Annotated in this window: 13 protein-coding genes; 7 read left to right on the top strand and 6 right to left on the bottom strand. The window is 60.2% G+C overall.

Features of this window, described 5'->3' with window-relative positions:
* Positions 1-10 precede the first annotated feature (10 nt).
* Complete coding sequence (gene thiO / locus PHLH3_RS05370) at positions 11-1129, bottom strand: glycine oxidase ThiO (protein ID WP_213628478.1); 1119 nt, start codon at positions 1127-1129, stop codon at positions 11-13.
* 53 nt (positions 1130-1182) lie between these two features.
* On the opposite strand from thiO, the gene PHLH3_RS05365 reads away from it, so the two are divergent.
* The 7 genes from PHLH3_RS05365 (at position 1183) to PHLH3_RS05335 (ending at position 9050) form a co-directional block, all read left to right on the top strand.
* On the top strand, positions 1183-1698 hold the full coding sequence (locus tag PHLH3_RS05365) for a GspH/FimT family pseudopilin (RefSeq protein WP_213630415.1): 516 nt from the start codon (positions 1183-1185) through the stop codon (positions 1696-1698).
* Positions 1699-1796: 98 nt separating this feature from the next.
* Positions 1797-2261, top strand: a complete 465-nt coding sequence (locus PHLH3_RS05360) for a GspH/FimT family pseudopilin (RefSeq protein WP_213630413.1) — start codon at positions 1797-1799, stop codon at positions 2259-2261.
* Entirely contained in the window at positions 2258-2740 is a 483-nt protein-coding gene (pilV, locus tag PHLH3_RS05355) for a type IV pilus modification protein PilV (protein WP_213628477.1), read from the top strand. Before PHLH3_RS05360 ends, pilV begins: the two co-directional genes overlap by 4 nt.
* Positions 2737-3390, top strand: a complete 654-nt coding sequence (locus tag PHLH3_RS05350; RefSeq protein WP_213628476.1) for a prepilin-type N-terminal cleavage/methylation domain-containing protein — start codon at positions 2737-2739, stop codon at positions 3388-3390. Before pilV ends, PHLH3_RS05350 begins: the two co-directional genes overlap by 4 nt.
* On the top strand, positions 3390-3869 hold the full coding sequence (locus tag PHLH3_RS05345; protein WP_213628475.1) for a PilX N-terminal domain-containing pilus assembly protein: 480 nt from the start codon (positions 3390-3392) through the stop codon (positions 3867-3869). Before PHLH3_RS05350 ends, PHLH3_RS05345 begins: the two co-directional genes overlap by 1 nt.
* Before the next feature lie 19 nt (positions 3870-3888).
* Positions 3889-8565 (top strand): pilus assembly protein PilY, encoded by a 4677-nt coding sequence (locus PHLH3_RS05340; protein ID WP_213628474.1) that lies wholly within the window; start codon positions 3889-3891, stop codon positions 8563-8565.
* 53 nt (positions 8566-8618) lie between these two features.
* Positions 8619-9050 (top strand): type IV pilin protein, encoded by a 432-nt coding sequence (locus PHLH3_RS05335; protein ID WP_213628473.1) that lies wholly within the window; start codon positions 8619-8621, stop codon positions 9048-9050.
* 43 nt (positions 9051-9093) lie between these two features.
* On the opposite strand, the gene ispH is transcribed toward PHLH3_RS05335, so the two are convergent.
* Genes ispH through ribF form a run of 5 tightly spaced genes read right to left on the bottom strand, consistent with a single transcriptional unit; the run spans position 9094 to position 14820 of the window.
* Positions 9094-10038 (bottom strand): 4-hydroxy-3-methylbut-2-enyl diphosphate reductase, encoded by a 945-nt coding sequence (gene ispH, locus PHLH3_RS05330; protein WP_213628472.1) that lies wholly within the window; start codon positions 10036-10038, stop codon positions 9094-9096.
* A 49-nt stretch (positions 10039-10087) separates the two neighbouring features.
* Entirely contained in the window at positions 10088-10540 is a 453-nt protein-coding gene (locus PHLH3_RS05325) for a peptidylprolyl isomerase (RefSeq protein WP_173173384.1), read from the bottom strand.
* A complete protein-coding gene (gene lspA / locus PHLH3_RS05320) occupies positions 10533-11039 on the bottom strand; it encodes a signal peptidase II (protein WP_111259745.1) in 507 nt (168 codons plus the stop codon). The genes PHLH3_RS05325 and lspA overlap by 8 nt, the downstream gene beginning before the upstream one ends.
* Positions 11032-13866: an isoleucine--tRNA ligase gene (gene ileS, locus PHLH3_RS05315; protein WP_213628471.1), complete on the bottom strand. Its 2835-nt coding sequence runs from the start codon at positions 13864-13866 to the stop codon at positions 11032-11034. Before ileS ends, lspA begins: the two co-directional genes overlap by 8 nt.
* A 15-nt stretch (positions 13867-13881) precedes the next feature.
* A complete protein-coding gene (ribF, locus tag PHLH3_RS05310; protein ID WP_213628470.1) occupies positions 13882-14820 on the bottom strand; it encodes a bifunctional riboflavin kinase/FAD synthetase in 939 nt (312 codons plus the stop codon).
* Positions 14821-14835: the final 15 nt, after the last annotated feature.

The raw sequence follows: 14835 nt of genomic DNA, 5'->3' as shown, positions 1-14835 counted from the left end.
CCCGGCGGCGTCAGGCCAGCGGCTTCAGGCGCGCTCCCGGGGCATAGGGCGCGGGATCGACGATGGGCTCGCGCCCCAGCATCAGGTCGGTGAGCAGCCGGCAGGACGCGGGCGCCAGCACCAGCCCATTGCGGTAATGACCGCAGTTCAGCCAGAGCCCATCGAAACCGGGCACAGGCCCGATGAAAGGAATGCCGTCGGGAGACCCCGGCCGCAATCCGGCCCAATGGCCGACCACCTCGGCCTCCGCCAGCGCCGGCAGCATCTCGATGGCCGACGCCCTCAGGCTTTCCAGTGCGGCCTCGGTCGGCGTCTTGTCGAAGCCTTCATGCTCCAGGGTACTCCCCACCAGGATGTGGCCGTCGCGCCGCGGGATCGCATAGCGCCCCTTGGCCAGCACCATGCTCGGCAGGAAATCCTCGGCGCATTTGAACAGGATCATCTGTCCCTTCACCGGCTCCACGGGCAAGTCGAGCCCCAGCGTCGCGAGCAACTCCCCGCTCCAGGCGCCGGCACAGAGCACCACGCGATCCGCACGGACCTCTTCCTGCGAGGTGCGAACCCCGACGACACGCCCGCCTTCCTGGATGAAACCATCCACGGCGCAATCTTCCCGGAGGGTGACATTGGGCAATTGAAGCAGGGCCTCGCGCAGCGCACGGGTGAGGCGCGGGTTGCGGACGTTGGCGACATCGGCCATGTGGATGGCGGTTGAATAGCCCCTTCTAAGTGGCGGAACACGGACATAGACCTCGTCCAGCGGTACGCGACTCAGTGGCCGACGTTGCCGCCCTGCCCATTCCAACGCCTCGGTTTGATCTTCCAGATCCAGCCAATACAAACCGGTGACATGGACCTGAGGGTCGGTCCCGGTCCGCTCCAGCAACTGCCTAGATAGAGCCGGATAGAAGTCCTGAGACCAGTGGGCAAGAGCCGTGACTGCAAGGGAATAGCGCCACGGATAAAGCGGAGAAACGATTCCCCCCCCAGCCCAGGAAGCCTCCCTTCCTGTCGCGGAGCGCTCTATCAACTGCACCGAGCATCCAGAAACAGCCAGCTCGAGAGCACTCAACAGACCGAGAGCCCCCCCGCCGATGACGGTAACCCGTATTCCTACGTCATTTGGCATCGAATCAACCTGTCCTATGTTCGAGCTCGCTATTCAGTCTGCGAGGAACCGCAATGAGACGCCCCCGAGGAGTGTCACTGGTCGAACTGATCATGGTGTTAGCAATCATGGCGATACTGGTTACCGCTGCCTTGCCGAGCTATTTCAAACTCATTGAGCATCAGGAGAGGGTTCAATTGGTCAACCAGATGATGGGGGCGCTGCATTATGCACGGAGCAAAGCCGTTAACGAGCGACGCATCGTCGCAGTCTGTTCGGGAGTCGTTCAGTGCGAGTCAGGAAGTATCTGGAGAGCACATATCATGGTTTTCACGGATCACGACGCCATGGGCCAATTGGCCCCCAAACAAGTCGCCGACTTCAAGAATGAAATACCCCAAGGCTATGCCTGGCACTGGAAATCATTTCGTCGCCAACCCTACCTACAGTTCAACGCCAACGGAACGACACGAGCACTGAACGGCACCTTGCTGCTTTGCTTCGATGAACACCCTGTGCACTCGATAGTGATCAGCCTCTCAGGCCGAGCGAGATCTGAATCACCAAGCAGGAATGCTCACTGCACCTGAACTGCATTTCATCGCTCGATTAGCTCGCTCATCCCTACATTACTGGAGAGACAGGCCGCCTGGGTTAACTTTGTCTTGGGATTTTCCGGGACTACACCATGTACTCAGGCAAAGGATTCACCCTCATCGAACTGTTGGTGGCGCTACTCATACTCGCCATCCTTGTCTCGATCGGATTACCGAGCTTCAGGAGCCTCATCCTGGATAACCGACTCACCAGTTCAACCAATACGCTCGTTGGGGCCATGCAAATGGCTCGCAGCGAGGCCGTAACGCTGCGAGACGCGATCAAGATTTGCCCTACCAATGCGGGAGGTACGGCCTGCACTGCTTCCACGAACTGGAGCAGCGGCACTCTGATGGTGCGAGGCACTACCGTATTGCGAGTTATTCCCTCCAGCAATACCGGTGTAACAGTGACCAGCTCTCGTAACGAGATCACCTACAACGCCAACGGCACTGCCACCTCTGCAACCATTTCGGTTTCCGACACTCGTCCCTCCAGTAAACAGATCAAGGTCAATACCCTTGGCCAAGCCTGCAGTGGGAGCGGTTGCTCATGAAAAAGGTCAACTCGTCCCGAGGCTTTACTCTCATCGAAGTGCTGATCGCCATTTTGGTGCTCGCCATCGGCTTGCTGGGCATGGCTAGCCTGACCATGACCAGCCTTCAGTCCAACCAGGGTGCTTATCTTCGCAGCCAGGCCAGCCTGCTGAGCTTCGATATCGTGGAGCGCATGCGTGCGAACTGGACAGAGGCCACCACTACCAACTCTTATGTCTTGACTGCCTCTGCAGCAGCCACCTCGGATCCGGGATGTGCCGCGAGTGGCTGCATCGCGTCCCAACAAGCCCAACTGGATCTCAGCCAATGGCGTGCTGATCTCGCCAACAGTATTCCAGGCGCGACGGCTGTCATCTCACGAACCAATAACCAATACACCATCACCATTTCCTGGCAGGAGTCTTCTGCATTGAATCGAGGAATCACTCAGCAGAATTCGGCAGAAAGCCTCAGCTACACAATGAGAGTAGACCTATGAACCAGAAGGGCTTCTCAATCGTCGAGCTGATGATCGCCGTGCTCATAAGCTCACTGCTGCTATTGGGAGTTGTGCAACTCTTCAGTAGCACCTCTTCTGCCGACAAGACCAGTTCGGCGTTAGCCAGGGCTCAAGAAAGTGGCCGTCTTGCTTTGGAGATCATCGGCGGAGATGCCCGCCGAGCAGGCTATCAAGGCTGCAGTTCCGCCTATAACACCACCACTGTCGGAAGCCTGACCTTTCCAGCGGCAGCAATCGATACTGCTGGCACCAGCGGCACCGGTGTGATGTTCCGTTATGCGGCTTCGGCTACCAGCGGAACATTGTTCTCCACTAAAAAAGACTGCGCAGATAACTCCCTCTATCTGAACGAGGTCGCCTACACGAACTGCGCCAGTGGTGGAACACCTCGAATCTGCATGACAGTGAACTCTGGAACTCCCGATCCCATTCTGGATAACGCTGCTATCAACAGCATCCAGTACGGGATCGTCTCGGGCGGCACCACCACCTGGAAGAACGGCAGTGCCATCACTTCTGCCGAGCTGGGGAAGGTTCGATCCATTCGAGTGAATTTGTCAGTCAGCGACTCACGCAACGAAGTACAGCGCACCTACTCGGGTACCTACGAGCTGAGGAATCGACTCTGATGAATAACAAACAGAATGGCATGGCCTTGCTAATCAGCTTGGTGCTGCTGCTGCTGCTCACAGTAATCGCAATTACCGCTGCAAACATGTCCTCACTGCAAACACGCATGGCAGCAAACAGCCAGCAGCAGACAACTGCCTTCCAGGCAGCAGAGACGGGGATACGGCAGTGGATCGCCACCTACGAAGCCACCCCATCTCCTGCGCTTAATAGCATCAGTACCAGTGGAACATTAACGAGCGGGACCAGCGCCACACTCATAAGCACGGTTAGCTTCGCCGCAAGCGCCGGCCTCCCCGGCAACTGCTGGAGCGTGATTCCCTCTTACTCGATGGATGCTTCGGAAAACAACACCACCTTCCAGTACGCCTGCTACAACATCGAAAGCACTGGCAAGTCCTGCCCCGATTCGGGTTGTGTCGATGCCAACAACCCTGCCCGTGCCAAGCACCTTCAAGGCCATCTGGTTCGCTACTGAGCCGGATACGGAGACAAGCATGAAATACCCACGTTCCCTGAATACCCTCCTGGCCTCTTCATTACTCTCAACCATGGTGCTGCATAGCAGCGTCACTCTGGCAGACGATACGGAGATTTTCTTCGGTGGTGCTGCAATCGATTCCGGTATCCGCCCCAACGTTCTGTTCATTCTCGATGACTCGGGCTCCATGCAAGGCACCCGGATGGCGGGACTGAAGAGCGCCTTCAACACGATTATCTCCAATGCAGGCAGCATCAACGTGGGTGTGATGGCACTAAACACCACTAGCGGGGGCAGCCGAATACTGTCCCCGGTACGAAATATAAACGAATCCCTGAACGTGAAGCTGGCCAGCCCCACTCTAGCGGATAGTGGAGATGACGCTACGCGCCAGACCACAGGCACTACGGTTACCAATATCGTCGATCCAACATTGGTAATGGGTTACGTAAAAAATACAGACAATAGCGGCAGTTCACTGACCAGTACCGTGAGGTCCCTTGGCAGCAGCTCCTCGTACTCGAACGAAAATTCGACCTATTACGTGCGCAGCGACATATCCTGCTCCGCCAAGATCATTACAGCTCGTAGCAACTGCCCAGCAGGCGCCGTGCTCTCCATCAACTCCAGCAGCGGTACCTCCGGAAACGACAGCATCTTGCTTTTCCGCAACCTGAACGTTCCCAAAGGGGTCACAATCAGCTCTGCAAGGCTCTATCTGAAGCCCACAACTTCCACGTCCATCCCGAGATTCTCCGTCAAGCTGGAAAACAGCAAGACACCCGGAGCTTACAACGACAACGAAAGCGTCGCGGCTCGCGATTTCAGCGTGGCAGCGCTTAACAACACCAGCCTGCAGCCTACGGCAGCAAGCGGTGAAATAGCCTTGGACATCACCAGCCAGTTCCAAGCATTGCAAGCCATCGCGCCAACGACCAACCCTGTCAGCGATGCAACTATTCGTCTAAGGGGAGCGACATCCACCAGTTACTCCTACTATCTTGGCGACGGTGACACCAACAGCCCAAGATTGGAAATCACCTACAGCGGCTCTGAAAACAACGCGCGTACTGCTGGCTTGCGCTTCCAAACGGTTTCCATCCCTCAAGGCGCACGCATTACCTCTGCCCGCATCGACTTTGTACCCGCAGGCTCCGATGATCGCAGCGTAGTTTTTGATGTTTCGGCCCAAGACGCTGGTGATGCGAGTGCATTCACCGCAAGCGAGGACTTTACCGGGCGCAGCAAGACACCGGCTATCAGTTGGTCACCTTCCGAATGGCGCACAGCGTCACCTTCTGTTCATGTTGCCGGCCCGGATGTCACCTCCCTTGTACAACGTGTCGTGAACAACACCAGTTGGTGCGGCAACAACTCCATGGCGTTCTTCTTCACGCCGACCAGCGGAAATGGCAATCGTGTTGCCCAGGCCGTCGACGCCAACCAGAACCTCCAGCCGGTACTCAACGTCAGCTATACCGGCGGGGACAGTGGGTGCTTGAACCCGATAATGGATCTTTCACTACTGGATCCTAAGGACGATGCCCGGCAGTACCGGCTAAACAGCAGCAATCCACAACGCATGAACCTGACGGAAAGCAGCCAATCCCTTAATGGCAACAGTTACGCGCAGACCTATATTGCCGCTCGGTTCCAGAAAGTGCCTGCACTGCGCAACGCCCAAGTCCTGGACGCCCAGGTGATCATTACACCTAATAGCACCGAGGACGCCTCTCTCAAATTGCGTTTCGAGGACTCAGGTAACTCAGCGGCATTCTCAAGTGACGCCAACAACATCGGAAAAAGGTCACTTACAAGCGGCGGCACAACCTGCAACCTTACAGGACTTACTGCGGGGTTTCCGGTTGTCTGCTCGGGAGGTACGCTGGCTGCCGACCTCCAATCCATTTTTGCTAATGGTAGCTGGGCGGACGGCAACTCCCTTTCTCTTGTACTGACGCCGAACTCCAGTTCGAACCTCAGCCTCAAGACATATGAAAGCAGTCCCGGCAACGCTATCAAGCTCCGTGTGAAACTTCGCAGCGGCGGCAAAGGTAGTAATGACTACACGATTCGAAATTACACCAATGACCTTGTTCAGAGCCTTGCAGCCGGCGGTGGCACCCCACTTGTTCCAACGCTGAGTGAGGCGGGTAGTTATCTGACCCAGCTAAGTTCGAAGCATAGCGCCCCTTACGCCAGCCCCATTACTAGCTCCTGTCAGGCCACCTATATGGTCTTGCTCACTGACGGCGAAGCGAACGGATACACCACTGCTTCCCAAACCAATATTGCAAACATGACCGGAACCTCTTGCGGGGGCAGCACTGATTCCAATGACAACGATGAAAAATGTGGACGTACATTGGTTCGCTGGATGGGTAGCGCTGACCAAAGCGACTTCGACGGTCTGAATACTGTCGTCACGCACACTATCGGCTTCAACACCAGTAACAACGCTCAAGCCACTCGCTTCCTGAACGACCTCGCGTCCGTCGGGGGCGGCAGCGCCTATCAGGCGGAGAACGCCGGCGACCTCGCCTCGGCATTCAACGACATCGTTCAACGTGCACTGGCCACCAACACTACTTTCGTAAACGCCACCGCTCCGGTGAACAGCTTCAACCGTCAAGACAATAAGGACGAGCTCTACTTCGCTCTGTTCAAACCATCTGCCAATGACCGCTGGTCTGGCAACCTCAAACGCTATCGCCTTGGGGAAGTCAATAATGTGACCGCGATTGTCGACCTGGACGACGCCGCGGCTATCGATCCACTTACTGGCTTCTTCAAAAGTAACGCACGTAGTTTCTGGGATACGGTTCGCGACGGTGACGATGTAACAAAAGGCGGGGCGGCACTTCAACTACCCGCCCCAAGCCGTCGCAACCTGTTCACTTATTACGGCAGCTCCCCTAGCAGCGCAGTAGCACTGAATGGCACGGCATATCACCTGAAATCCAGCAACACGAACATCACCAATGCAATGCTAGGTTCTGGAGTAAACAGCACTACGGAGCGCGACGCTGTTTTCAACTTCATCCGTGGCTTGGACACCAACGGAACCACAGAGCGAAAGGCACTTGGTGACCCAATCCATTCGGCGCCTCGCCTGGTAACTTATGGCTGCGCTGAATATACCAGCGGGGTCTGCACGCGCGACGACCAAAGCGCGATACTCGGCACCAATGAAGGCTTCATCCAAATGTTCGACACCAATACCGGTGAAGAGCAGTTCGGTTTCATGCCTGAAGAGTTGCTGGACAATATCAAGCAGTTGAAGGACAACACCCAGAGCACCTCGATCAAGCCCAAAGCCTACGGCATGGACAATACGGTCACCCTCTGGGTCAATGATGCCAATGGTAACGGCGTGATCTATGGCGATCCCAAAGCAACTCCACCGACCACAACATCGGGGACCCTGAACACGGGTGAGTTTGTCTACGCCTATGCAACGATGGGGCGCGGTGGCCGTAACATCTATGCATTGGATATCACTGACCGTACCGCACCGAAATTGATGTGGCAGATAGTGGGTGGCACCACGGCCGGGTTTGAAAAGCTCAGCCAGACCTGGTCAGCCCCCGTGAAAACCAAGATCAAGATCGGAACCGTGATTACCGATGTACTGATCTTCGGTGGTGGTTACAATCCAGCGCAGGACAACCTGAACCAAGGCACAGACGTAAGAACCGCCGATAACGTTGGCAATGCCATTTATATCGTCAATGCCCGCACCGGTGCCCTGATTTGGTCCGCTAGCAACAGTGCGTCTACACAGAGTGGCACTGGATCACTGACACTGAGCAACATGACCTACAGTATCCCCAGCGCTGTCCGTGTGATTGATATCCAGGAGAGTAACGGTGCCCTTGTACTAGACCCCAACCAGTTGGCGGACCAGTTCTTCGTTGGCGACATGGGCGGTCAAGTCTGGCGCTTCTATATCAACAACGGCAGCACAGGTAACAGCCTGGTCACTGCTGGAGGCAGCAATGGCAGCGGAGTGTTCGCCAGCGTTGGTGGAAACACCACAGCCAATGCCAGACGCTTCTACCATGAGCCGGACGTAGCCCTGCTGAACGTAAATGGCAACCGCTCACTGACCGTGAACATCGGCAGTGGTTATCGCGGTCACCCCTTGAATACATTCATCACTGACAGGTTCTATTCTTTCCGGACTTCTGCGCTGTTCAGTCCGAACCCGCAGACAACGCTGACTGAATCGGACCTCTATGACGCCTCGGCCAACCTTGTGCAACAAGGCACAACTGCTCAAAAAACGGCCGCGGCGTCGGCATTTGCTCGGACCGATGGTGGCTGGTACATCACGTTGCGTGAGCTGGGGGAAAAGGTTCTGTCCCGAGCTCTGGTAGCAGGCGGCTATCTGTACTTCAACACATACGAACCCAGCGCCAGTGCAGCCGCTTGTAGCGCCGCCGTCGGCGTCAACAGGTCTTACAAGGTACGCCTGCTGGATGGCACGCCGGCCTCCGTCCCTGCCAATGGATCGGGGACCTATGCCGACCGCTTCCAGACCAGCAACAGCGGTGGCATCTCCGGAGACCCGCAATTGGTCTGCCAAGGCAACGAGTGCCACGTACTGAAGGACCCATCTCTTCCGCCAGATGAGGTACCGTCTGCACCGCTGGGCAAGACCTACTGGATGGACAACACGACCTTCAACTGATCCGAAAGATGGCGCCTCACAAGAGGCGCCATCTCTGCATTTATGGAAAACACATGGACAAGCAAAATGGCTTCACACTGATCGAACTGATGATAGTGGTTGCGGTAATTGCAGTACTTTCTGCAATTGCCTACCCCTCTTATCAGAACTATGTTCGCCGCACCGCGTGCGAGGACGCCAAAGGCGCACTGGTAGGCCTGTCCAGCGCCATGGAACGCTACCGAGCCCAGCGGGGTACCTATGTGGGGGCAGCGAGTGGCACCACTCCAACCATCTACCCGAGCCAGAGCCCCATCGATGGCTCCACTAAACAATTCAACTTATCCATTACGGCGGTGTCGGCAACCGGATACACCATCCAGGCCAGCGCGATCACCGGCCGCCTATGGAGTGGTGCTTCCAACACACTGACCATCAGTTCAAATGGCGCTCGCAGTGGCGGCGGCTCGTTATCCACAGCCTGGGCCCGCTGCCCATCCAACTGAAACAAAAAGGGCCCATTCGGGCCCTTTCTCATTTCAGCAGCAATCACACCACCTTCAACCGCAACTCCTTCGGCATCGAGAACGTCACATTCTCCGGCCGGCCATCCAGCTCCATAGCAACCTCAGCGCCCCAGGCGCGGAGTTGCTCGATCACTCCCTGCACCAGTACTTCCGGTGCCGAGGCGCCGGCGGTGATGCCGACGCGGGCGACGCCTTCGAACCATGCCTGCTGCATGTCCTCGGCGCCGTCGATGAGGTAGGCCGGGGTGCCGATGCGTTCGGCGAGTTCGCGCAGGCGGTTGGAGTTGGAGCTGTTGGGGCTGCCGACCACCAGGACCACATCGCTCTCGTCAGCGAGCTGCTTGACCGCGTCCTGGCGGTTCTGGGTGGCGTAGCAGATGTCGTCCTTGCGCGGGCCACCGATGCTGGGGAACTTGCTGCGCAGGGCGTCGATGACGCGGCTGGTGTCGTCCATGGAGAGGGTGGTCTGGGTGACGAAGGACAGCGCCTCGGGGTTGCGTACCACCAGGCGCTCGACGTCGGCCTCGTTCTCCACCAGGTAGATGGCGCCGCCATTGCTGGCGTCGTACTGGCCCATGGTGCCTTCCACCTCCGGGTGCCCGGCATGGCCGATGAGCACGCACTCGCGGCCGTCGCGGCTATAGCGCGCGACTTCCATGTGCACCTTGGTCACCAGCGGGCAGGTGGCGTCGAAGACCTTCAGGCCACGGCGGTCGGCTTCCTGGCGCACGGCCTGGGAAACGCCGTGGGCACTGAAGATGACGATGACGTTGTCCGGCACCTGGTCCAGCTCCTCGACGAAGACGGCGCCGCGGGCGCGCAGGTCCTCGACCACGAACTTGTTGTGCACGACTTCGTGACGCACGTAGATCGGCGGGCCGAAGACTTCCAGTGCGCGGTTGACGATCTCGATGGCGCGATCGACGCCGGCACAGAAGCCGCGGGGGTTGGCGAGTTTGATTTGCATGCTGTCTACCTCTGGGCCTTGCGGCCGCCCTCCCCTGCGGGAGATGAAATCAGGCCGGCTTGACCGCCAGGATCTCCACCTCGAAGCGCAGCGACTTGCCGGACAGCGGGTGGTTGAAGTCGATGGTCACGTGGCTGTCGTCGAAGGCTTTGACCACGCCGGGCAGTTCGGTGTTGGCGGCGTCGTTGAAGATGATCAGCAGCCCCTCGGAAAGCTCCATGTCCTGGAACTGGCTGCGCGGCATCACCTGCACGTTCTGCGAATTGGGCTGACCGAAGCCCTGCTCCGGGTCGATCGGCAGCACGCGCTTGTCACCGGCCTTGAGGCCGAACAGGGCGCCCTCGAAACCGGGCAGCAGGTTGCCGTCGCCGACCTTGAAGGTAGCCGGTTGCTTGCCGAAGGTGCTGTCGACGACATCGTCGTTCTCCAGCCTGATGGCGAAATGCAGGGTGACTTCCGTGTCCGGGCCGATACGCGAGACGCTGGCGAGAGACTCAGTCATGAGCGGGTTCTCCGGACTTCTTCGACTTGAACATATCCAGCGCCAGCATGATGGCGCCCAGGGTGATGGCACTGTCGGCCAGGTTGAACGCCGGGAAGTACCAGCGATCCTGCCAATGCACCAGGATGAAATCGACCACGTGGCCGAGCACCACGCGGTCGTAGAGATTGCCCAGCGCGCCGCCGAGCACCATGGCCAGCGCGATGGCCAGCCAGGTTTCGTCGGCCTTCAGGCGCTTGAGCCAGACCACCAGCACGCCGCTGACCACGAGGGCGATCAGGGCGAAGAACCAGCGCTGCCAGCCGGAGCTGTCGGCGAGGAAGCTGAAGGCGGCGCCGGTGTTGTACACATGGATCCAGTCGAACCAGCCGGGGATGACGGTGATCCGCTCACGGAACGGGATCGACTCCAACACCACCCATTTGGACGCCTGGTCCAGCAGGAACACCAGCACGCTCAGCAGCAACCAGCCGAGACGGCCAAAACGGGCCTCAGGCATAGTGGCGGACCTCGCCGGCGCCTTCGATGTTCTCGACGCAGCGGCCGCACAGCTCGGGATGCGCGGCGTTCACGCCGACATCGGCGCGGTGGTGCCAGCAACGGCCGCACTTGGCGTGTACGGACTTGAGGATCTTCAGCTTCAGGCCCGGCACCTCGGTTTCCACCGCATCGGCCGGCGCTGCGGCCAGCGGCTGCACGTCGGCGGTGGAGGTGATCAGCACGAAGCGCAGTTCGTTGCCCAGCTTGGCCAGCTTGGCAGCCAGGGACTCCTCGGCGAAGACGGTAACCTCGGCCTGCAGGCTGCCGCCAATGGCCTTGGCGGTGCGCAGGTTCTCAAGCTCCTTGTTCACCGATGCCTTGACCGCGACCACGTCTTCCCAGAAGGCATTGCTCATCTCGAAACCTTCCGGCAGCTCGCTCAGGCCCTGGTACCAGGTGTTGAGCATCACAGACTCGTCGCGCTCGCCCGGCATGAACTGCCAGATTTCCTCGGCCGTGAAGGCCAGGATCGGGGCGACCCAGCGCACCAGCGCCTCGACGATGTGGAACAGCGCGGACTGGCAGGAACGACGCGCCAGGCTGTCGGCCTGGGTGGTGTACTGGCGGTCCTTGATGATGTCGAGGTAGAAGCCGCCCAGTTCCTGCACGCAGAAGTTGTGCACCCGGGAATAGACGTTCCAGAAGCGGTACTCGCCGTAGGCCTCTTCCAGCTCGCGCTGCAGCTGCAGGGTGCGGTCGACGGCCCAGCGGTCAAGCGCCAGCATGTCCTCGACCGGCACCAGGTGCTGAGCCGGGTCGAAGCCGGTGAGGTTGGAGAGCATGAAGCGCGTGGTGTTGCGGATGCGGCGATAGGCATCGGCGCTGCGCTGCAGGATCTGCTGGGACACGGCGATCTCGCCGGAATAGTCGGTGGACGCGACCCACAGCCGCAGGATATCGGCGCCCAGGGTGTCGATCACGGTCTGCGGCACCACGGTGTTGCCCAGGGACTTGGACATCTTGCGGCCGGACTCGTCGACGGTGAAGCCGTGGGTCAGCAGCTGGCGATAAGGCGCATGGCCGTCGATGGCGCAACCGGTGAGCAGGGACGAGTGGAACCAGCCACGATGCTGGTCGGAGCCCTCCAGGTACAGGTCGGCGGCCGGGCCGCTGGCGTGGGCCAGCTCCGCATGGGAGCCGCGCAGCACGTGCCAGTGGGTGGTGCCGGAATCGAACCACACGTCCAGGGTGTCGCTGATCTTGTCGTATTGCGAAGCCTCGTCGCCCAGCAACTCGGCGGCGTCCAGCCTGAACCAGGCCTCGATGCCCTCCTGCTCGACGCGCTTGGCCACCTCTTCCATCAGCTCGACGGTGCGCGGGTGCAGCTCGCCCGTGGCCTTGTGCAGGAAGAACGGGATCGGCACGCCCCAGTTGCGCTGGCGCGAAATGCACCAGTCCGGGCGACCGGCGATCATGTTGTGCAGGCGCGCCTGGCCCCACGCGGGAATGAACTCGGTCTGCTGGATGCCCGCCAGTGCGCGCTCGCGCAGGGTGGCGCCTTCGTTGGGCTGCTTGTCCATGCCGACGAACCACTGCGCGGTGGCGCGGTAGATCAGCGGGGTCTTGTGGCGCCAGCAGTGCATGTAGCTGTGGTTGATGCTCTCGTGCTTGAGCAGCGCGCCCACTTCTTCCAGCTTGGCGACGATGGCCGGGTTGGCCTTCCAGATGAACTGGCCGCCGAAGAAAGGCAGGTCTTGGACATAGACGCCGTTGCTCTGCACCGGGCTGAGGATGTCGTCGTTGCTCATGCCGTAGTGCTTGCAGGAGCGGAAGTCGTCCTCGCCATAGGCCGGCGCGGAGTGAACGACGCCCGTGCCGGCGCCCAGCTCGACGTACTCGGCCAGGTAGACGGGCGAGAGGCGCTCGTAGAACGGATGGCGGAAGCGGATGTGCTCCAGCGCCTCGCCCTTGGCGGTAGCGACGACCTGGCCTTCGAGGCCGAAGCGCGCCAGGCAGGACTTCACCAGTTCCTCGGCCAGCAGCAGCAGGCGCGACCCGGTGTCGACCAGGGCGTAGGTGAATTCGGGATGGACGTTCAGCGCCTGGTTGGCGGGGATGGTCCACGGAGTGGTGGTCCAGATGACGATGGCGGCGGGCTTGGCGAGGCTCGACAGGCCGAAGGCGGCAGCGAGCTTGTCGGCATCCTCGACGAGGAAGGCGACGTCGATGGCATCGGACTTCTTGTCCTGGTACTCGACCTCGGCCTCAGCCAGGGCGGAGCCGCAATCGAAGCACCAGTTGACCGGCTTCAGGCCCTTGAACACGAAGCCCTGCTTGACCATCTCGGCCAGCGCGCGGATCTCGCCGGCCTCGTTGGCGAAGGCCATGGTCTTGTAGGGGTTGTCCCACTCGCCCAGCACGCCCAGGCGGATGAAGTCGGCCTTCTGCCCCTCGATCTGCTCGGCGGCGTAGGCGCGGCACAGCTCGCGGGTCTTGTCGGCAGGCAGGTTCTTGCCGTGGGTGGTCTCGACCTTGTGCTCGATCGGCAGGCCGTGGCAATCCCAGCCCGGCACGTAGGGGGCATCGAAGCCGGCCAGGGTCTTGGAGCGGACGATGATGTCCTTGAGGATCTTGTTGACCGCGTGACCGATGTGGATGCTGCCGTTGGCGTAGGGCGGGCCGTCGTGCAGGACGAACTTCGGACGACCCTCACCGATCCGGCGCAGCTTCTGGTAGAGCCCGATGGAGTCCCAGCGCTGCAGGGTCTCCGGCTCACGCTGGGGAAGACCGGCCTTCATCGGAAATGCCGTTTCCGGCAGGTTGAGGGTCGCTTTGTAATCGGTCATGTCAGTCCAGGCTCATCATTGAATGGGGATGCCCTGCCAGTAGGCACGGGCGGCGGCGACGTCCGCGTCGATCGCCGACTTCAACGCCTCCAGGGAAGCGAAACGCTGCTCTTCACGCAGCTTGTGGTGGAAGGTCACGCTGATGCGCCGGTCATACAGGTCGGCGGAATAATCCAGCAGATGCACTTCCAGGTGGGCCTTGCCATCCCCCTTCACGGTGGGACGCACGCCGATGTTGGCAACGCCGGGACGACGCGCGCCATCCAGCTCGACGCTGACCAGGAAGACCCCGGAAAGGGGAACGCGCCGACGCTTGAGCTGCACGTTGGCCGTGGGCGTACCCAGCTGGCGCGCCAGCTTCTGCCCGTGCAGCACCCGGCCGGTGATGGAGAACGGCCGGCCGAGGAGGCGCTCGGCCAGCGGGAAGTCGGCGGCGGCCAGGGCCTGGCGCACCCGCGTGCTGCTCACCCGCACACCATCCAGCTCGACGGTGGCTGCCGCTTCGACACTGAAGCCCTCGGCCGCACCGGCCATCTGCAGGAAGGCGAAGTCACCGGCGCGATCGCAGCCGAAGCGGAAGTCATCACCGACTTCCAGATGCTTGACCCCAAGCCCCTCGACCAGCACGGCGTGCACGAACTCCGCGGCGCTGAGCTCGCGCAGACGACGGTTGAAGGCCAGGCAGAGCACCCGGTCGACGCCTTCGGCTGCCAGCAGCTCGAGCTTGTCGCGCAGCCGGGTCAGGCGCACCGGCGCGGTGTCGGGGCCGAAGAATTCACGGGGCTGCGGCTCGAAGATCACCACGCAGCTGGGTACGCCCAACTCGCCTGCGCGCTCGCGCAGGCGTTTGAGAATGGCCTGATGGCCACGGTGTACGCCGTCGAAATTGCCGATAGTGGCAACGCAGCCCCCAAGTTGGGGCCGCAGGTTGTGGAGGCCTCGGACCAGCTGCATAGCACACGTCTTGTT

The sequence above is a fragment of the Pseudomonas sp. Pc102 genome (assembly GCF_018408275.1).
GTDB classification, from domain to species: Bacteria; Pseudomonadota; Gammaproteobacteria; order Pseudomonadales; family Pseudomonadaceae; genus Metapseudomonas; species Metapseudomonas tohonis.
This window is presented reverse-complemented; position numbering and strand designations above follow the sequence as displayed.